Here is a 21836-nt window from a genome sequence, read left to right as displayed (position 1 = left end):
TAATTATGAAAAAAATTAGTACCCTAATCTTATTCTTTTTGACTGTAGTTGCTACAGCTCAAATAAACGCGAAATTGGTTCGCCATGTAACGGTATCAGATTCACAAATTGCATTTGTTCACGGAGGGGATATATGGATAATGCCTATTGAGGGTGGTCAGGCACTTCAATTAACACATTCACAGGGAGAAGAATCATTCCCAAAATTTTCTCCAGATGGTTCAGAGTTGGCATTTTCAGCAAGTTATAATGGGAATTTAGATGTTTACGTAATGCCTAGTAAAGGAGGAGTTCCATTGCGTTTAACCTATGGTTCGCATCCGGATAGAATGGTAGATTGGCATCCAAATGGAGAACAAATATTATTTGCTTCTAGAAGAGAGGCAGGTACTCCAAGAGTAAATCAATTTTATTCCATTTCGAAGGAGGGAGGCATGCCACAGCGATTAAATGTGCCTTACGGCGAATTGGCGAGTTATTCTGATGATGGAAAGCAACTGGCATACATTACAAAGATTACAGAGAATTACCCCTTTAAAAGATATAGAGGAGGATTAACTTCCGACGTTATTATTTATGATTTGGAAAACGATTCTGCTGAAAACATTACAAACAATTTAGCAAATGATGGAAAACCTAATTGGGTAGGAAATAAAATTTATTTTTTGTCTGATCGTGATGATTTGATGAGAAGAAATATATGGGCATATGATGTATCCGATAAATCAATAAAGCCAATTACTTCATTTAAAGATTTTGATATCACTTATGTTTCAGCCAGCAAGAAAAATTTAGTTTTTGAAGCAGGTGGTACGTTGTATTTACTGGATGTTAATTCAGAGAAGTATAAAGAAATAAATGTTTTCGTAGCCAATGATTTATCTAAAGAAATACCTGTTTTAAAAGATGTAAGTAAACAGATTTCAAACATGTCTGCTGCGCCTGGAGGTAAAAGAATAGTATTTGAAGCAAGAGGAGAGTTGTTTGATGTGCCCGTGAAAGACGGATATATTGCTAATTTAACGAATTCCAGTGGGGCATTTGACCGGAATCCTTCTTGGTCGCCAAATGGAGAAAAAGTTGCTTATTGGAGCGATTCTTCTGGTGAAAATGAAATTCATATGTATGACGTTAAGAGTCGGGTTTCGTCTAAAATGACCTCTATTGAATCTGGTTTTGGATATAGATTGCATTGGTCTCCGAATAATGAAAAAATTAGTTTTATAGATGAAAAAAACGATATTCAAATATTAGATGTAGGTTCAAAAACTCTAGAGAAAATAGACAATGTTTATCTAAATGTTGGGCATGGTAGCCGTTTTGGATTTACCATAAGTTGGTCTCCAGATTCTAAATGGATTGCATACAATAAAACGATAAAAAATATTAATGAAGCCATATTTATCTATAGTCTTACCGATAAAAAAGTTCATAAAGTTACTAGTGGGTATTATGCTGATTACGATCCCGTATTTAGTACGGACGGTAAATATTTATATTATTTAACCGATAGAACTTATAATGCTGCTTATAGTGGTTTGGGAGACGGTACTTGGATTTATCCAAACAATACAAATATTGCAGCACTAAGTTTAACAAAAGATGTTGCTTATCCGTTACATGCAAAAAATGATGAGGTTAAAATAAAACCGGATAAGAAAGAAGAGGAAAAAGGAAGCGATAAAGAAGCATCAAAAATTGAAGTAAAAATTGACTTTGAAGAAATTGAAAGTAGAATTGCGATATTACCCGTTAAACCAGGTAACTATGGTGCTGTATTAGCGTTTAAAGGAAAGATTGGTTATTATAAATTTCCCAACACAGGTGATAGTAATGCCAAACCTATGTTAGGTTATTACGATCTTAAGGAAAGAGAAGAAAAGAAAATATTGGATAATGTACAAGCCATGTCTCTTTCGGCCGATGGAAAGTTGTTACTGGTTAGAAGTGCTGGTAAATATGGTGTAATTAAGCCAGAGCCAGATCAAAAGATAAAAGAACCAATTCCAACTAATGGGCTTAAAATGAATTATAACGCTAAACAAGAATGGCATCAAATATTTAATGATACTTGGCGAAGATATCGTGATTTCTTTTATGATGAGAATTTGCAACAAGTGGATTGGGATGCGTTAAAAATAAGATATGGTTCTCTTATAAATGACGCAAGAACTCGTTGGGATGTAACGAACCTTCAATCAAATTTAAGTGCAGAACTAAGTGCTGGCCATACCTATACTTTTGGTGGAGATAACGAACAGGTTCAGCGTGTTAATAGTGGATTTTTAGGAATTGACTGGGAATTGTCAAATGGAAAATATGGTATTAAGAGAATTGTAAAACCAGCTTTATGGGATACCGAAGTTCGCTCTCCGTTCGATAGACCGGGAATGAAAGTAGTTGCAGGGAATTATATTTTAAGTGTAAATGGAGTTGATTTAGACATTACTAAAGACCCTTATGCAGCATTCGAGGGCTTATCTGGTAAAACAGTAACCTTATCAATTAGTAGTACAGGAGATGAAGCCGATGCTAAAGATATTGTTGTTAAATGTTTAAGTGGTGGACAAGAAGCCACTTTGAGGTATCATGAGTGGTTAGAGCAGAATAGAAAAATGATAGATAAATTGTCTGATGGTAAATTAGGATATGTTTATATGTCTAATACTGGCGGTCAGGGACAGTTAGAACTGGTTAAGATGTTTTATGGTCAATTGGATAAAGAAGGATTTGTAATAGATGAGAGATTTAACGGAGGAGGCCAGTTGGCAGACCGCTTTTTAGAATTGCTGAAGCGACCTGTAATTTACAATTTATACTGGCGTCATGGAGCGCATCAAACACATCCTATAAAAACAAATACAGGACCGATGGGGATGCTTATAAATGGTTGGGCAGGATCTGGAGGAGATGCGCTGCCTTGGGCATTTAGAGAAATGAACGGAGGACCTATTGTAGGAGAACGTACCTTAGGTATTCTTGTTGGGCCTGCAACAGGGCATAGTTTAATAGATGGCGGCGGTATTACTGTTCCAGGTGCTAGACTATATTTAAATAATGGCTCTTGGTTTGCTGAAGGCGAAGGTGTACAACCTGATTTTAAAGTTTGGGATGACCCGAATATGTTATTAAAAGGCCGTGATCCACAAATGGAGAAGGTAGTTGAAGAGGTTTTAAAACTAATTACGGACAACCCAGTTGAAGGAACACCTCCTCCCAAGTTAGAGGACAGGACAGCCAAAGGAATGAATAAAAACTAAGAAAGTTAACCGAATAATTAAATTGATAATAAAATACATGATTTAGATAATTTCCGTCAGCAAACCTTTTAGGTTTTCATTTCATTATTCTATATTTTTGAGAAGCACCAAAGTGGAAGAGTAATTTACCAAGCTTTATTCAACAACTTTTCTGCCAAATTGAATGCTTTCGTTTCTAATATTGAGTTTAGAAAGTATAAAATAATCAATTCTAAAAATCAACTTAATAATGAGCAATAGAAATCTTCTTGAGAGTCCACTATTTTTAATTTCCATGATTTTATTTGTATCCTTTTCTGGATGGTCACAGGGAAAACTGAATTTAGATGACATTTTTAAAAATGGAACCTATAGCCAAAAAGGATATGGTCCCGTGCGTTGGATGAAAAACAACAAGGGGTATTCAACACTTGAAAAGAATAAGGAAGTTGGAGGTGTGGATATTGTGCGTTATGAGGCAAAATCAGGTGATAGATCTATTCTTGTTTCTGCTCAAAGTTTGATTCCTAGTGGAGAGACTAGTCCATTAATTATTAAGAACTACGAATGGTCGATTGATAATTCTAAATTATTAATTTTTACAAATACTCGTAAAGTTTGGCGTTACCATACACGTGGTGACTATTGGGTGCTTGATATGGAATCTGGTAAATTAACACAATTAGGAAAAAGTGTTGCGCGTGCAACAATGATGTTCGCAAAATTCTCACCTGATGCAACACGTGTTGGATATGTGTCTAAAAACAACATATATGTTGAAAGTATTGAGTCAGGAGAAATTACACAACTGACATTTGATGGAGATGAAAATATAATTAACGGAACGTTTGACTGGGTGTATGAAGAAGAATTATCATGTAGAGACGGATTTAGATGGAGCCCTGATGGTTCTAAAATTGCCTATTGGCAATCTGATACAAAGGAAATAGGAACCTTTTATTTAATTAACAATGTAGATTCTCTTTATTCCAAACCAATTCCGCTGCCATATCCTAAAGTAGGTACAGATAATTCCTTAGTAAAGGTTGGTGTTGTAAAAGCGAGTGGTGGAGATACGAAGTGGTTTGATGTTCCCGGAGATCCTCGAAACAATTATTTGGCAAGAATGGACTTCATTCCAAATTCAAATGAAGTTATGATTCAACAACTTAATAGAAGACAAAACCAAAATACTGTTTGGATGGGGAATACCAGCACTATGGGTTTGACGAACATTTTTACCGATAAAGATGATGCATGGTTGAATATACATGATAATATAATGTGGTTAGAGAATGAACAATATTTTACTTGGACCAGTGAGAAGGACGGATGGTTGCATTTGTATAAGGTTTCACGCGATGGTAAAGAATTTAGTTCTATAACAAAAGGAGAGATAGACGTAGTAAAAATTAATTGCATCGATCCTAAAGGTGGATATGTGTATTATATTGCTTCACCTAAAAATTTCACACAGCGATATTTATACAGAAGTAAAATAGATGGCAGTTCTGATCCTGAGAGAGTGAGTCCAGAAAATCAATCAGGTCAACATGCATATCAGATATCATCGGATGCTAAATATGCTATTCATACCTATCAAAACTCAAGAACACCGAGTAAAATTGATTTAATCAATCTTCAAAAACACAAGTCAATTAGAATGTTGGAAGATAATAAGGCATTATCGGATAAAGTTGCTGGTTTAGGCTTGACACCAAAGGAGTTTTTAAAACTCGATATTGGCGATGTTGTTTTAGATGCTTGGATGATAAAACCATCAAATTTTGATGCTGAAAAGAAATATCCAATTGTATTTTATTTATACGGAGAACCTGCTGGGTCAACGGTACAAGATGCTTGGCAAGGAGGAGATCTATGGCATCAATATTTAGCACAAGAAGGTTATGTGGTTGTTAGTATAGATAACAGAGGAACACGTACACCAAGAGGTAGAGATTGGAGAAAATCAATATATGGACAAATAGGAATATTGGCAGCACATGATCAAGCAGCAGCAGCAAAAGTGTTGTTTAATAAATACAACTTTATAGATACCGACAAAGTTGGTATTTGGGGTTGGAGTGGTGGTGGACAAATGACCATGAATTGTTTGTTCAGATACCCAGAAATATACAAGTCTGGCTTGGCTGTAGCGTTTGTTGCAGATCAAAGGCTTTATGATAATATTTATCAGGAGCGCTATATGGGATTATTAGAAGATAATGAAGCGAATTATATAGAAGGATCCCCAATAACACATGCAAAAAAGTTACAAGGCGACTTGATGATTATTCATGGTACTGGTGATGATAATGTGCATTATCAAAGTTTTGAAAGATTGACCAACGAACTTATTAAACACAATAAAATGTTTGATATGATGTCTTACCCAATGCGTGCACATGGTATTCGAGAAAGAGAAAATACCTCAAGGCATTTAAGAGAGACCATGTTTAGATATTGGGAAAAAGTACTGAAATAGAAATGAATTAAAAACAGCAATATGAGTCTTCCAAGTATTTTTAATGATGTTTTAGGTCCCGTAATGCGTGGACCATCGAGTTCGCATAGTGCAGCAGCGCTCCGAATTGGTAGATTGGTTCGACAACTAATGGATAATAATATTAAGAATTTGTTGGTGGAATATGACCCTAACGGTTCTTTAGTTACTACTCATAAAAGCCAAGGAACAGATATGGGGATTGCTGGTGGATTTCTAGGTTGGGATCCTACAGATGAACGCTTAATGGATTATGAGCAGCATATAGAAGATGCAGGGATTGAAATTGAAGTGCGTTATGTAAGTTATGGAGCAACACATGCAAACACCTACAAACTTGCTATTAGCAATGAACTTGAAGAGCATCAAATGACGGCCTTATCAACAGGAGGCGGAATGATTGAGGTTGTTAAAATAGATGGAGCCGATGTAACAATGTTTGGCGATTTTTATGAAGTATTGGTATATGTGGATGCAGATTTCAGTTCAGAAGGTGTTAAAATATTAAATGATTCAAAGTTTTATAATGGAAACAAACCATTTTATAAATTAAAAAGTACAGAGAAATTTGCATCAAATTTTATTGCTGAATTAAAATCGACTGAAGGAGTAATTACGGTTAAGGTTTTAGATCCAGTGCTTCCGATTTTAGGAGTAGAAGCTAATATGCCATTTACCACTTGTGAAGAAATGGAAGCATATAATGAGATTCACGATTTAAGTTTATGGCAATTAGCATTAAGATATGAGGCTTCTAGAAGTGGATTTTCAGAAGAGCATTTGTATAAGATGATGCTTAATCTGGTTGATATTTTTAAAAATGCAGTCTCCATTGGAATTGAAGGGACGAGTTATGACGACCGGATATTACCAAGTCAAGCTCCTGGATTTCAAAATAAAATTAAGTCAGGTGGTCTTTTAGGTAATCCATTAACCAATGAAATAATTTTAGCGACCACCGCCATGATGGAGGTTAAGAGTAGTATGGGTATCATTGTTGCCGCTCCTACTGCAGGTTCTTGCGGAACCTTACCAGGAACTGTAATTGGTGCTGCAAGAGTGATGAATTATAGCGATGATGAAATTGTAAAAGCATTGTTTGCTGCTGGTATTATAGGTGTGTTTATAGCTAAAGGATCTACGTTCGCTGCTGAAGAGGCTGGTTGTATGGCAGAAACAGGCTCTGCCGGGAGTATGGCTGCCGCTGCATTGGTAACCTTTGCGAAAGGTAGTTTAAATCAAGCAGTTGGTGCTGCGTCAATTGCATTGCAAAATGCGCTAGGCATAATCTGCGATCCAATAGGAAATAGGGTAGAGGCTCCTTGTTTAGGGAAAAATGTAATGGCAGCTAGTAATGCATTGTCAAGTGCTAATATGGCGCTGGCAGATTACAAGCATCTTATTCCATTTGATGAGGTTGTTGAAGCGATGAATAAGGTTGGAAAAGCCATGCCACATCAACATTGTTGTACTGGACTTGGAGGTTTGGCCATGACACCAACAGCACAAAAAATCGAAAATGAATTAGTGAAAGGACATGTTAAAATTAGTTGCTAGTTTATAAAACTTAAATAGAATAAAAAATTTAGTTGAGTTTAAACATTTCTTTGAGTAATCTTTCCGGTGGTAAATTACCAGTAAAGTCAGAAAGTTTCATACTATGTTTAAAAATTAAAGTATCATATCGGTAATATTTTTCAGTACCCTTGTATGTTTCCTTTGCTTTATTCATTCCGTTGATAACCCCTTCAATAAAAACTATATTCATTAGTCTTTGAAACTGATTTTTTGACAAGTTTAGAGTGCCATTTTCCTTGGTTATTAATCCAAAATATTTAGAGTATTGCATAAGGCAAAATTAAGTTGTTTATCCTTTAATGGTTGCCTATGATTTTAGCATTATGAATAAAAAAAAGCCCAATAGTTAACTATCAGGCTTTTTCCATTATTATAATATAGGTTCTCAACAACTAAAGTTTCGTTGTTCTGTCCAAGTAATTCTTTTACTGTTTTTAAAGTTTGTAAAATAACTAAACTTTCTTGCTGCTGTTGGTGTATTGTATACTGATTTCATAACTAAATATTTTATTTGTTGTTTTTATTTGATACTTAATAGACGACACCAATTATTAAATGTTTCATGTTAATAGAGGCTTTAACTAAACATTAACAAGTACTTAGTATTTGATTAACGTTTAAATATGTGGATTACTCACGGTTTTCCGTGAAGTGTAAAAATCACGGAAAACCGTGATTTTTTTATCAGAAAATTTTAATAATTTGAAGATTTTGAAACTTGTAATAGATTAAATTTAAGTAAGTGATAAAAGTCATGAATAAAAAATGGCAAAAGTTGTTTTTTTATGCCACATAAATAATTTAAATTGAACCGACAGCAATAGAACTCTTTCCGTTGATTTTGACTTGTATTGTTATTGAAAGTGACGATAAACCCTTAGCGTTAGGTTATTCAGATGTGTTCTGATTTAACAAACTTTGAATTAATTAGATAAGAAATATATCATCAATGTTGATGATATCCAATAGTTAGGCACAATAAGAAATTAAAGAGATATGACAAAAAAAGAGAACTTTAACAATAATTTTCAAAAAGAGTTGATAAAGTTAGAAATGAAATGAGGATAGAAGCTGGATTAGGACCATTAAAAAGCTTTTAATAAATACTGTACCTAACCGTTTTAAGTATTTTGAACAACCAATAAAATTCATAGAAACATATGACACTTTTGAACTTTATCAAGAATTTGAAGTACTAGAATTTAACTTTCAAGCAAGCAATTTTGAAATTTAAATAGTGGAGAATTAGTCAAAAAAAGAAATTATGCAAGTAGATTATGACACTTACAAGACTCAAGACTTTAATTGTGCAAAATGTAGTTGGCAGGGAATAGGAGAAAAATTGGAGCATGGCGACTTTAGTGAAGACCATATCATTGGTGATTTAGAATGCCCAAAGTGCGATAACATTATTGCTTTTTGGCAGGGAAAACTCTTAAATAAATGATTTATAAAATAACATTAGATTATGATTGATATAATTGGAGACATCCATGGGCACGCTGACAAATTAGAAGAGTTGCTTCTGAAGTTGCATTATAAAAAAAGGGAGGGTGTTTATTCCCATCATAACAGAAAAGTTTTATTCGTTGGTGATTATATTGACAGAGGGCCTAAAATTAGGGAAACACTTAATATTGTTAAATCAATGGTTAAGAGTGAGAATGCAATTGCTTTAATGGGGAATCATGAATACAATGCTCTGTGTTTCCATCTCCATGATATTAGAGGAGGACAACTTCGAAAACATTCAATTAAAAATATTGTTCAACATTACGAAACTCTCAAACAATTTCAGAATAGACAAAAAGAATATGAAGAGTATTTGGATTGGTTCAAAACGCTACCTCTTTATATTGAGACTGACTCATTCAAGGCTGTTCATGCTTGTTGGGATAATAATAATATAGAATATCTAAAAAAGACATTGGTAAATGACCGATTAACAGATGAACTTATTTATCAATCCGTGAAAGAAGGAACTGAATTGAATGTAGCAATTGAAGAAACCCTAAAGGGTAAAGAATTGAGCATGCCAAATGGACTTTATTTTACTGACAAAGATGGTACAAGAAGAAATGAAATACGACTAAAATGGTGGGAAGATCCTTCAAAAATGACCTATAAGTCAATAAGCGTTTTGCCCATTGAAAATTTACCTGAACAACCGATTGAATTATCTGAATTAAAATCTCTTAACTTTTACCGTGATGATGACAAGAAAGTGTTTTTCGGGCATTATTGGTTAAAAGGTGAGCCATCCCTATACAAAGACAATATCTGCTGCCTAGACTATAGTGTTGCTAAACATGGAAAGCTTGTAGCATACCAACTTAATGGAGAAAAATTTTTGGATAAAAAAAATTTAGTATATGTTTAGAAGAATCATTTAGCGTCATATAACAGAGGCGTACATATGATAATGATTCTTAAGTGGTAGAAACAAAAATCAGAACTAATAAATGAACCTTAAAAAAACCGCAAACAAACTATTTGAAGATTCTAAACGAACACCCATTAGAGGCTTAAGTGCAATTGCGGAAGCTGAAAAATATTTACAACAAGCATATGAAGGACGATACTTTTTTGAACTGATACAAAATGTACGAGATGCTAATAAAGAGATAAATCAAGATGGTGAAATCTATATTGAATTAAAGGAAAACGTACTCTCTATATCTAACACGGGCGCAGAATTTAGTGCAAAAGGAATAGAGGGAATTACGACAATTGGAGAAAGCACAAAGCAAAGTCAAGAGTATATAGGGTTTAAAGGAATCGGTTTTAAATCAATTCAAGAGATATCTCAATCTCCATGTATCCAAACCAAATATGGTTCAATTTACTTTGACAGAAAATTAACTCTTAAAAAATACAATGGAACAAATTTGAAAGAAGAAAAAACACCTCTTTTTTATTTTCCTCACTTTAAGGATCAAAAACTTTCAAATTCAGAAATTAAAAATAACATTGTAACTAAAATTAAACTACCTCTAAAAGAAAATATTTCTGAAAATCAAATTATTGAAGCGTTTTCCGAAATTCGTCCTAAACAACTAATTCTTTTAGGAAATATTAGATTATTGCATTTTAAATCATTAACTAAATTTTCGTTATCTAAGAACTTAAAGAAACATATAATTGAGGTAAGAGAAAATGAATTACTCATCAATAAATACAAATATTTTTCTCCAAATAAAAAAATAACTATTCCAGAAGAAATTCTTTCATCTTTAGAAGGAAAAGAAAAAGAGATTTTTGAAAGCAATTCTGAAATTGATATAAATATTGTTTTGGAACTTACTGAGAGTAATCGTATAAAGATAATTGATGAGGCTAAACTGTACCTTTATTATCCTTTACAAATTAGTTCTGGTTTTAGGTTTATAATTCACAGTTATTTTATTGTGAACCCTGAACGAACTGCTTTGAGAGACTCAAAACTTAATGATTTTCTACTTTCTTCCATTGGTCATTTTATTGCTACAGAGGTGCTTAGGAAACTAAAGAAAACTAGGAGTAATACAACAAGTATTTTTTGTTTCAAGCGGAATGAGGATGCAAAAATTAATCATTTATATAATTCGTTAGTTTATGAATTAAAAAATCAAAAATTTATTTATGATAATCGAAACAAAAAATATTTTAGACCAGACGATGTTATCGTTGCAGATGGCTTTGATAAAGGGCTTTTTCCTAACGGAATTCTAGGTGGAAAGCAATTAATATTTACTGATGATAACGAAGTTATAGAATGGCTTCGAAATGAGTTTGCAGTTAAATATTTAACTTTTCAAGATATTTCTAATGAAATAGAAAGAGAATGTAAGAGACAAGCGAAATTGAAAAATATTAATTTTTTTCAAAATCTATATAATTATGTAAGTGCTCACGAAGGGTTAAATATAATAGGAAAGAAAGTTTTGCTTACATCTAACTGGAGATTAGTATCAAGTGAAGAATATGTATTTTATGGTGGTGGAAAAAGAAAGCCTCTCAAATTGTCATTAAGCATAAAAAAGCAAATTCATTTTATTCATAAAGAAATAATAATTAGAGATTTTAGAGAAGGAAGAAGCCGGACAGGAATAGCTGAATTCAATACTTATGAACTTGTAAGAAGACTTTTGGGCCTTTTTGATAAAGTTCATGTACCAAATTCGGATTTGCTAAATGCTCTTTATAACTTATATCCATTTGATTCTAAATCTGAACTAGAAATTAAAGAGAAAATTATTTTGCCGATTAAAAATAGCAAAGATTGGTTATCTCCTCTTTTTAATCCAATATATTTTGAAACCAATAATTTATTAAAATTATATCCAGACGGAAAATTTATCGATTCCGAAAAATTAAAATGGGAAGGAACTAAAAGTAGTCAAGTTTGTAAGCAAGATTTTTTAAAAACCTTTGGTGTATGGGAAATACCTGCAATATACATTTCAGAAACGGAATTAGTAAAATCAAATGGAAATAGAGAGAAATTGTTAGTTAATTTATCAGGATTAGTTTCTCGCCCTTTTTATATAAAGAATGATAGAGTATTAGATTTACCAATTAAATATAATCACTGGTTTACGAATTCAGTTCTTAATAATTGGAGTATTTATAATTCTTTTATTACTTCAAGTATAATTCCAGATCTAAAATACTTCAACAATCAAAGTTATACACGTAACACAAATGGTCAACAATCAATATTATTGAGTGGATTTATTGAAAGTTTGAGGGAAGAAAGTTGGATTGTTTTTAGCGGTGAAGAATCTTCTTTTCAAATAGTTAAAATTATAGGTATAAACTTACTTGATTACAGCCAGGGGCACAATCAAGTAATTGGTCGTTTTATAAAATTATTTCCCATTAATTATTATAATAATAAAGATTTTATAAAAGCGATAGGTTTACTTCATTTTGATGGAGATTCAATTGATGATTTTATCCAGATATTAGATTTCATTCATAAAAAATATGAAACTAATATTCCAGAAGAGAAAGATTTTATAAATTTCTACAATAGAGTTCTAGGAAAGTTAGTCGATTTTTATTTTATAAATAATCAAACTGATAGTGTTAGCGATTTAGAGAATGAATACTTTTTAAGTATTGATGAAACAACTAAGGTACGATATTGGAAAAAGGCAAAACAGGTTTATTATATTGATGACAAAGCAAATTACGATATACTTCCAATTGCTATTAAAGAAAAAGTTCAGCCTCATTTTACAAAAAGAGATAAAAATACATTCGGAAAAATTGCGGCGAGAATTGGAAGACGATTTTCAAATTCTATTAATAAAGAATTAATAGAGTCTGAAATAACTCAAACAAGTACATTATTAAATTATTTGGAATATTTACCGGAGTGCTTGGCAATTTTAGAATCTTCCTTAGACTCAAATATTGATGGATTTTTCGAGAAAATTGCTCAAATTCGTATTTTTGTTTGTAGTAAACTGGAGATTAAAATTTTAGTTGATGGCAGTCCACAGGAACTTATTATTCCTGTAGATCATTTTGTTGATTTAGATTCAAATTTAGATATTCACCTATCAAAATCTTATAGTTCAAGTAAGAATAAGCAAATTGCTGAAGTGTTGAATGAGTTGTTTGTAAACCTACTCAGTAGAGATTTGTTACGATTTAAACCTGAAATTTTTAGATTCCTTAATTCTTCTGAAAAAAATGAATTTCTGGATGACTATGAGATATTTGAAGAGCGAATTGAAGAAATTAGAAATAAATTAAATACTTCATTTTTAACACCAAGTCAGAAGTTTTGGAAATCAATTCTTTATGCAAAAGAGATTAATGACATCAAAAACATCTTCAACGGAAAATATATTAATTTTCAAATTCTTTCTAAATCTCTTAAAATTGAAATGAACTTAATTGACAAAATTCAATCTGAATTTAATTTTCATGATACGAGTGACCAAGGAAATATTATTTTACTCACAAAATTATTAAATGATATATCATTACTCTTTAAAATATTAAATGAAAACATCTTTCCAAAGATTGATTTCAGAGATTATTATCAAAAAAGATTAAGAAAACAAAAAAACAATTTTGAAAATAAGTTTGACTCTATTTTGCACAATTACTTATCAAAAAAGGATGTGGAATCACAATCAAAATATCAGGACTATTTAGATAATTATAAACTATATTTGGATTTAAGCATACCTATTGATTCAATCAACTTAGATATTGAAAAACTGTTGATCGAAAAGCTAAATCATTTTTATTTTTTGAACCTTAGTGAGAATGACTTAGTTGAAAATCAATCAAATTTTAATTCTATAAAACTCTATAACAAAAATTTTAGTGCGCTTAAATCAAAGTTAACTTCTATTCGGTATTCTAAAGAAAATCTTGAAATATTTTTAGAATCTAATAAAAATAGAAGTTTATTATATTTTAGTAATAACAAGTATCTTATTACCAGTTTTGTTGATTGGCTAAAAGAAAATGAAGAAAAACATAAGCCTGAATCGGAAGAAGAATTGACGGATTTTTTAAATCAATACTCATCAATTGATAATAGCAATATAGAAATAATATCTACGAATCAAACTGAAGTAAAAAATTCAAGCAAAAAAAATGAAAATAACGGAAAAAGCGGCGATAGATTCGATGGTGGAGCCAGTGTTAACGATAAAAAGCAAATTGGTTTAATCGCTGAGTTGATTGTATTTGAAAAATTAAACGCTAGTTACAGAAATGTCATTTGGTCCTCAAAATACGCCAGTAAAATCCCTAAAACACATGTCGGATACAATCCTGAAGGGCATGATGGATTGGGTTATGATATCGAATATCTTGACTCTGAAGGGAATAAATATTATGTTGAAGTTAAAGGGAGGTCCGATAATTCTGAATCTTTTGAAATTTCAAAAAATGAAATTAATAAAGCGCTTAAAGAAGGTGAGTTTTATAAAATAATTTTTGTATCACAAACAATGAATAATGGCAAAAGACGAATTAGAGACTTAGGTAATTTATTTCTTCTTGAAAATGGAGAAGATTTTTTTTCGAATAGAAAATTTACAGCTATTTACAAAAATTTCGAAATTAGGTTTCAAGAAGTATAATTAATTATAAAAATCTCGAGTTTATCAGAGTCTATGTTTTAGCAGTTAACTATCTTTAAAACTTCCAAATTTATTAAAAATGACCAAACCAAAAATAAACTTATCACAATTAGAACAGTACTTGTCAAAAGCGGCATGGATCTTAAAAGGACCTGTGGATGCTTCTGATTTTAAAGTATATATTTTTCCTTTGCTTTTCTTCAAAAGAATATCTGATGTCTATGATGAAGAGTACAGAAACGCATTAGACGAATCTGATGGAGATGAAGAATATGCAACTTTACCAGAATTTCATCGCTTCGAAATACCAGAAGATTGCCATTGGAAAGATGTTAGAGAAACAACAACCAATGTTGGATTGGCAATTGAAACGGCATTACGTGGAATTGAACAAGCCAACCAAGAATTTTTATATGGCATTTTTGGCGATGCGCAATGGAGTAATAAAAACAAACTTTCAGATCGATTATTGATTGATTTAATTGAGCATTTTTCGCAATACGATTTATGCAATAGCAACGTAGATTCCGACCTTTTAGGTAATTCTTATGAATACCTCATCAAGCACTTTGCAGATTTAACCAATAAAAAAGCGGGTGAGTTTTATACTCCTCGTTCCGTAGTACATTTATTAGGCTTAATCTTAGATCCGCATGAAGGAGAAACCATTTATGATCCTGCTTGTGGAACAGGGGGTATGTTATTAGAATGTGTTGATCATTTAAAAGATAACAAAGAAGATTATAGAACGCTTAAACTTTTCGGACAAGAAAAGAACTTGACGTCTAGTTCTATTGCCAGAATGAACATGTTCTTGCATGGAATAGAAGACTTTCAAATTCATAGAGGTGACACATTGAGAGATCCAGCCTTCTTTGAAGCAGATGGATTAAAAACTTTTGATTGTGTAATTGCCAACCCTCCTTTCTCATTAAAAGAATGGGGAGCAGAAAATTGGGCCAATGACCCCTTTGGAAGAAATATAGCAGGAGTACCACCGAAAGGAAATGGAGATATGGCCTGGGTACAACACATGATTAAATCTATGAATAGTACAGGTCGAATGACGGTTGTATTACCTCATGGAGCACTATTTAGAAAGGGTGCTGAGGGAAAAATTAGAAAGGCATTATTAGAACAAGATATGCTAGAGGCTGTAATTGGTTTGGGACCAAATATTTTCTATGGTACGCAATTGGCGGCATGTGTAATGGTGTTCAAACAAAACAAAGAATCCGCTAAAAAAGGCAAGGTATTATTTATTGACGCTTCCGATCAAGTACGTGTTGGAAGAGCACAAAATTTCTTAGAACCTGATCATGTAAATCAAATTTTCGACTGGTTCCAAGGTTATGAAGATATTGAGAATTATGTAAAAGTCGCTTCTAAGACTGACTTAGAAGAAAACGATTACAATCTCAACATTCCGTTGTATGTAGAAAAAATTATTGAAGATAATTTACCCTCAGTAGAAGAAGCCCTAGCCGATTTAAAGACTGCATGGAATGAGAGTTTAAAGGCGGAAAAAGAATTTAATAGAATATTAAAAGAGTTTATCTAATGGAAAAGAAAATATCAGAAATTTTACATTCAATTGATAATGGAGAATACAAAATACCTGAATTTCAAAGAGGATTTGTTTGGAATAGTAAGCAGGTAAAAGGTTTTTTTAACTCTTTATATTTGGGATATCCATCAGGTTCATTTTTAATATGGAAAACTAAAGATCCTTCTAAAATTAGAGGGACTATGACTGATACAAATTCTGTTTTTCATCAGTTAATATTAGATGGTCAACAACGATTAACAACAATTTACACCATTTTTAGAGGAGAAACACCTGATTGGTATGAAGGTGTTTCGTTGAGAACAGATTTATATTTTAATCTTGAAAGTGAAGAATTTGAGTATTTCATGCAGAAAAAGATGAGTAATAATCCAGAATGGATTAATGTTTCTGACTTTTTAAGTAAAGGTGGAGTGAGTACCTTTATCAATCATATTCAAACACTTGATGATGATGCTAAAAATTACTATTTAAGTAAGATTGTTACACTGAATAAATTAGGAGCCATTCAAGATTATGGTTACTACATTAAGGAAATTACCATTTCTGAATTAGATAAAGTTGTTGAGATCTTTAATTTAGTAAACAAAACGGGTACAACACTAAATGAGTCCGATTTAGCATTAGCAATTATAACCTCGAATTGGCCGGAAGCAAAAGATAAATTTAGAGAAGCATCTGAAGAATTTTCAAAATATAATTATGACTTTAGTTTTAGAAATTACACTCGTTTAATAAACATTTTTACTACAGAACGTGGCTTATATTCGGATGAAATAGGGAAAGTAACACCTGAAAAATTTGAAGAAGAATGGAAAGAGATTAAAAAAATCCTTTCTTATTTAATGAATATTTTAAGAGATAAAGCATTTATAGATTCTTCAGACAGTTTTGGATCTTTATATGTTTATTACGTATTAGGATATTATTTAAAAAAGAATGGTGGTCAATTTAAATCAGAAGAAGAAGCTAACAAAGCAATTTATTGGATGTACACTGCACTGCTTTGGGGTAGATTTAGTGGCTCATCAGAATCTTTTTTAGAAAAAGATATGAATGCCATCAAAAAGCATAATACTATTGATGCGTTAATTGAAGAAATGCACTTATTTAGGGGCACAAATTTATATTTAAGACCAGAGGATCTAACCATGCAGGGTGTTAGAAGTAGAATTTATAATTTATTCTATAGTTCTGTAAGAGCGCAAAATGCAAAAGACTGGACCAACCCCGTTATGAGTCTTTATTCAAAAAGCGTAGGTTATAATAACAAGTTGGAAAGACATCATATTTTCCCAAAAGCTTTTTTGTATAAAAAATATAATTCAAGTAGTTCTATTCATAAAGCCATGGTTAATGAAATATCGAACATTGCTTTTATTACTCAAAAATCTAATATAAAAATATTAGATGGAGATCCTTCAGAATACCTACCAAGTATTGATCCTGAACAATTAAGAAAACAATTTGTACCAACAGATGCTTCACTGTACACTTTGGATAATTATGAATTGTTTCTTGAGCGTAGAAGAAAAAAATTAACTGATGGTATTAACAAATTTTTAAAATCTTTTTATGAAGATTTTTCTAAGGATGTTAAAAACCAAGATCTTCAACATTATGATGAAGAAATAGAAAAAATTGAAATATTACTGCGTAACATTATCTCAGATCGTCTTGAATTAGCCAGTGAACTAGATGCCTATCAAGAGTTGGTACCTGACCATATTAAAGTTAAGGTTAATGGAAGAATTAAGAATTGGCTAGGAAAGAACCCAGGGGAAGATAAAAACCAGTTCCATGATCTAAGAAGGCGAATGGATTTTTTAGATATGCAGGAATATAAAGATGTTATAGTATCTAAACCAGCATATCCATCATTTCAAGAAATATTTGGTAGTAAGGGCACCCTAGAAGTGCGCTTCAATCAAATAGCTGAATTAAGAAATTCTATAAGACACAGTAGAGATGTAACTGATGCTACTATTAAAGATGGAGAAGCAGCCATTTTATGGTTTACTTCTATTGTTAGACCATATATGAAAAAAGTTGAATTATTAGACGATAACGAATAACATGACCCAAAAAGAATTAGAAAAATATCTCTGGGGAGCAGCAACCCAATTACGTGGAACTATCGATGCAGGAGATTATAAGCAATATATATTTCCACTCATGTTCTTTAAGCGCATTTGTGATGTGTACGATGAAGAATTTGAAAATGCCTTAGCAGAGAGTGATAATGATGTAGAATACGCTGCATTTGCAGAGCACCATCACTTTCAAGTACCTGAAGGAGCGCATTGGAATGACGTAAGAGAAACCACCGTAAATGTAGGTGTAGCATTACAAGATGCCATGAGAGCCATTGAAAAAGCGAACCCAGATACCTTATACGGAATCTTTGGCGATGCTTCTTGGACCAACAAAAACCGATTGAGTGATGAAACGCTTATTAATCTGATTGAGCATTACTCACAACACAAATTAAGTTTAAGCAATATTCCGGATGATAAACTTGGAAACGCTTATGAATACTTAATTAAAGAATTTGCAGATGATAGCGGACATACAGCAGCTGAGTTCTATACCAATAGAACTGTAGTTACTCTGATGACTAAAATAATGGACCCACAACCAGGAGAATCTGTGTACGACCCTACTTGTGGTTCTGGCGGTTTGTTGTTGAACTGTGCCTTGCATTTAAAGGATGAAGGCAAAGAATATAGAACGCTTAAATTATACGGACAAGAAATTAACCTCATTACTTCTGCCATAGCACGTATGAACATGTTTATGCACGGTATAGAGGAGTTTAGTATTGTACGTGGTGATACCTTAGCGCAACCAGCATTTTTACATAATGATGCATTAAAGAAGTTCAATATTATTTTGGCCAACCCACCATACTCTATTAAGGCGTGGGACCAGAAAGCATTTACCAACGACCCATACGGCCGTAACCTTTGGGGAGTACCACCTCAAGGATGTGCTGATTATGCGTTTCAACAACATATCCAAAAGAGTTTAAATACTAATAATGGACGCTCATGTGTTCTATGGCCGTATGGAGTGCTATTTAGGGATTCTGAGCGAGAAATGCGTAAAAAGATGATTGAAGAGGATTTGGTAGAAGGTGTTATTGCCTTGGGTAAAAACCTTTTCTACAACTCAATTATGGAGTCTTGTCTTTTAATAACGAATAATAACAAAAGAGAAGATAGAAAAGGAAAAGTCATTTTTATTGATGCTAGGGAGGAATTGAAAAGAGAAAAAACGATTAGTTATTTGATGCCAGAGCATATCTCGAAAATTCATAATGCTTACGAAATTTTTGAAACAAAAGAGCATTTCACTTATTTGGCCGATATTGATGAAATACTTAAAAAAGATGCAAGCCTTAACATACCTCTTTATGTTAAAAGTGCGAATCAAGAGATAATACTTGAACCCTCTGAAGCCTATTCACAATGGACTGCTTCTAGCAAGGAATTAAAAGAATCTATGAACCAATTATTTAATATTCTATGAGTGAAGTAATGGACAATAAAATAACAGAAATTATAGATGGTAAGATTGATAGATCTAAATGGATTAAGTGGAAATTTTCTGATCTTGTTGAGAATATTGTAGAAAAGGTTGTTCCGAAAGACTCTGGACTAGATCATTATATTGGATTAAAGCATTTAGATACAGGTTCATTAAAGATTCGAAGGTATGGTGAAACAGAATCGCTAATTGGTAATAAACTAAAAATTTACAAAGGTGATTTAATTTTTGCCAAACGTAATTCATATTTAAAAAGAGTAGCTATTGCTGATTTCGATGCAGTTGCATCAGCTCATTCCTTGGTATTACGACCAAAATCTGAAAATGTTAACCAAGACTTTCTACCATTCTTTATGATGTCTGAAAAATTTTGGCAAAGAGCTATTGAAATTTCCGTTGGTTCACTTTCACCTACTATAAATTGGAAAGTTCTAGCGAAACAAGAATTCCTCCTCCCACCCAAAGACCAACAAGCCCAACTGGCCAAATTACTTTGGGCTATGGATGAGGTGATTGAGAGGGAGAAAGAGGTTTTGTCCTTTGAGGAACAATTGTTCTTATCATACTCCAAATCAATTTTTTCCGAAGGAGTTGGAAATCAATTGGAATTAAAAAACATTGGTGATTTAATTATGGGCCAGTCTCCAAAGGGTAGCACTTATAATGAAAATGGAGTGGGAATGCCTTTTTTACAGGGTAATGCAGAATTTGGAGCAAAAAATCCAACCCATATTAAATATACAACAGCGCCTGGAAAAGTTGTTAAAAAGGATACAATCCTAATCTCAGTGCGTGCTCCTGTTGGTGACTTAAACATTGCTGATAGAGAATATTGTATTGGACGTGGGCTAGCTGGGATTTATATAGAAAATGAAGATTTGAGGAATTACTTTTTTAATTTCTTAAAATATGCCCGACTTGAATTAGAAAAAAACAGTACTGGTTCAACATTTAAAGCAATAAATAAAGATACATTGTCAACCTTAAAGTGTATAATTCCTCAAGATGCCGAATTGAAAGATAATTCTAACAAACTCAATTCTATTCTTAATGCGACTGAACTACTTTCGAAAAAAATAATCAGTTCAAAATCTCTTCAAAAAAGTTTAATCAATCAAGTTTTTTAGGTATGGATAAAAAGGAACTTATGAAATACATTAACCAACAATACAAGGCTGGTTTGCGTGTGAGTAATACTGCTTATTCAAAAATAAACAAATCCAAAGAGGTGTGGTGGTTTAATGTTTCAGTACATAAATTTACAGAAGACGTGCATTTATTACTCAATGACAACAACCAAGCACTTTGGGTTGTATTACCAAAAGGTTTTACCAAAGGAATGCCGTTTAAAATTAGAGAAGATAAAAATGCTGTGGATCTGGAGATTTCATCTAATAAAACATTTATGTATTTGAAAGATGTGAAATCTGGTGGCTCCAATTTTAGTTTTAAACCTTATATCAAAGAAAAAATTTCATTCTAAAATAGAAACATGACCTTACACGGAGCAATTACACAAATATTATTAAATACTAAAGTAGCCATGTCTCCCTCGGGAATTGCTAATGAATTAAACAAAATAAAATTGTATTCAAAAAAAGATGGTTCGGCAATAAAAAGTAGTCAGATAGGTGCTCGTGTAAAAAATTACCCTCATCTTTTTAAAAAAGAAGGAACATTAATATCCCTAAAGAGCAAAACTGGAGTTCAGAAAATAAATGCTCAAATTCAACAAAAGAAGACCAGTATAGATTCAATTGATCAGAACACTAACTTATTAGTTAAAGTGCTGATGAATGAGAAAAATTTTAAACAAGCCAGTATAATAGAAAATAGCGTACCAGATTCACCCGGTTTGTATTGTATTAGAATTTCAAATCCTGGAACGCTTGTAGATTCATTTAGTAAGGTTCTTAAAGAAAGAGATCATAACATAGTTTATATAGGAATAGCATCTAAAAGTTTAAAAAAACGATTTTTAGGACAAGAATTACGTGCAAAAGGACACGGAACATTTTTTAGAAGTCTAGGCGCTGTATTAGGCTATACTCCCGAAAAAGGTTCATTAATTGGTAAAAGGAATCAAAATAATTATACGTTTTCACAAAAGAACGAAGCTAAAATTATTCATTGGATCAATGATAATTTAATTGTCAATTGGGTTGCTACTGACAATGAAATAAACAGTATTGAAAGTGGATTAATTAGAGAGTATTTACCCCTTCTAAATATTGCTGGTAATCCAGGAGCATTACTCGAATTATCTAAACTAAGGAATAACTGTAAAACGATTGCAAGAGGTTAAA

The 21836-nt window shown here is 32.3% G+C and carries 12 protein-coding genes; 11 read left to right on the top strand and 1 reads right to left on the bottom strand.

The features are described from left to right. The first annotated feature begins 5 nt into the window (after positions 1 to 5). The 3 genes from RM519_RS02600 (at position 6) to RM519_RS02590 (ending at position 7299) form a co-directional block, all read left to right on the top strand. The gene (locus RM519_RS02600; protein WP_311591956.1) at positions 6 to 3260 is read left to right on the top strand and encodes a S41 family peptidase; all 3255 of its coding nucleotides are present in this window, start codon (positions 6 to 8) and stop codon (positions 3258 to 3260) included. 229 nt (positions 3261 to 3489) lie between these two features. Then, complete coding sequence (locus RM519_RS02595) at positions 3490 to 5724, top strand: S9 family peptidase (protein WP_311591955.1); 2235 nt, start codon at positions 3490 to 3492, stop codon at positions 5722 to 5724. Positions 5725 to 5745: 21 nt separating this feature from the next. Continuing rightward, positions 5746 to 7299 carry an L-serine ammonia-lyase, iron-sulfur-dependent, subunit alpha gene (locus RM519_RS02590; protein ID WP_311591953.1) on the top strand — a complete coding sequence of 518 codons (1554 nt, stop codon included), beginning with the start codon at positions 5746 to 5748 and terminating at the stop codon, positions 7297 to 7299. A gap of 28 nt (positions 7300 to 7327) precedes the next feature. Here the strand turns inward: RM519_RS02590 and RM519_RS02585 are convergent, their stop codons facing one another. Continuing rightward, a complete protein-coding gene (locus RM519_RS02585) occupies positions 7328 to 7591 on the bottom strand; it encodes a hypothetical protein (RefSeq protein ID WP_311591952.1) in 264 nt (87 codons plus the stop codon). A gap of 1197 nt (positions 7592 to 8788) precedes the next feature. Between RM519_RS02585 and RM519_RS02580 the strand changes: the two genes are divergently transcribed. The 8 genes from RM519_RS02580 (at position 8789) to RM519_RS02545 (ending at position 21835) form a co-directional block, all read left to right on the top strand. Continuing rightward, positions 8789 to 9700 carry a metallophosphoesterase gene (locus tag RM519_RS02580; protein WP_311591951.1) on the top strand — a complete coding sequence of 304 codons (912 nt, stop codon included), beginning with the start codon at positions 8789 to 8791 and terminating at the stop codon, positions 9698 to 9700. An 82-nt stretch (positions 9701 to 9782) separates the two neighbouring features. Beyond that, positions 9783 to 14414, top strand: a complete 4632-nt coding sequence (locus RM519_RS02575) for a protein NO VEIN domain-containing protein (RefSeq protein WP_311591950.1) — start codon at positions 9783 to 9785, stop codon at positions 14412 to 14414. 79 nt (positions 14415 to 14493) lie between these two features. Continuing rightward, positions 14494 to 15975, top strand: coding sequence for a type I restriction-modification system subunit M (locus RM519_RS02570; RefSeq protein WP_311591949.1), 1482 nt, complete (start codon positions 14494 to 14496; stop codon positions 15973 to 15975). Next, a complete protein-coding gene (locus RM519_RS02565) occupies positions 15975 to 18056 on the top strand; it encodes a GmrSD restriction endonuclease domain-containing protein (protein WP_311591948.1) in 2082 nt (693 codons plus the stop codon). Before RM519_RS02570 ends, RM519_RS02565 begins: the two co-directional genes overlap by 1 nt. Before the next feature lies 1 nt (position 18057). Then, a complete protein-coding gene (locus tag RM519_RS02560; RefSeq protein ID WP_311591947.1) occupies positions 18058 to 19512 on the top strand; it encodes a type I restriction-modification system subunit M in 1455 nt (484 codons plus the stop codon). Further along, positions 19509 to 20657, top strand: a complete 1149-nt coding sequence (locus RM519_RS02555; protein ID WP_311591945.1) for a restriction endonuclease subunit S — start codon at positions 19509 to 19511, stop codon at positions 20655 to 20657. The genes RM519_RS02560 and RM519_RS02555 overlap by 4 nt, the downstream gene beginning before the upstream one ends. Before the next feature lie 20 nt (positions 20658 to 20677). Continuing rightward, positions 20678 to 21013, top strand: coding sequence for a hypothetical protein (locus tag RM519_RS02550; protein ID WP_311591944.1), 336 nt, complete (start codon positions 20678 to 20680; stop codon positions 21011 to 21013). Between the two features lie 9 nt (positions 21014 to 21022). Continuing rightward, a complete protein-coding gene (locus RM519_RS02545; protein WP_311591943.1) occupies positions 21023 to 21835 on the top strand; it encodes a GIY-YIG nuclease family protein in 813 nt (270 codons plus the stop codon). Position 21836: the final 1 nt, after the last annotated feature.

Origin of the sequence: Urechidicola vernalis (genome assembly GCF_031846385.1) — a bacterium.
GTDB classification, from domain to species: domain Bacteria; phylum Bacteroidota; class Bacteroidia; order Flavobacteriales; family Flavobacteriaceae; genus Urechidicola; species Urechidicola vernalis.
This window is presented reverse-complemented; position numbering and strand designations above follow the sequence as displayed.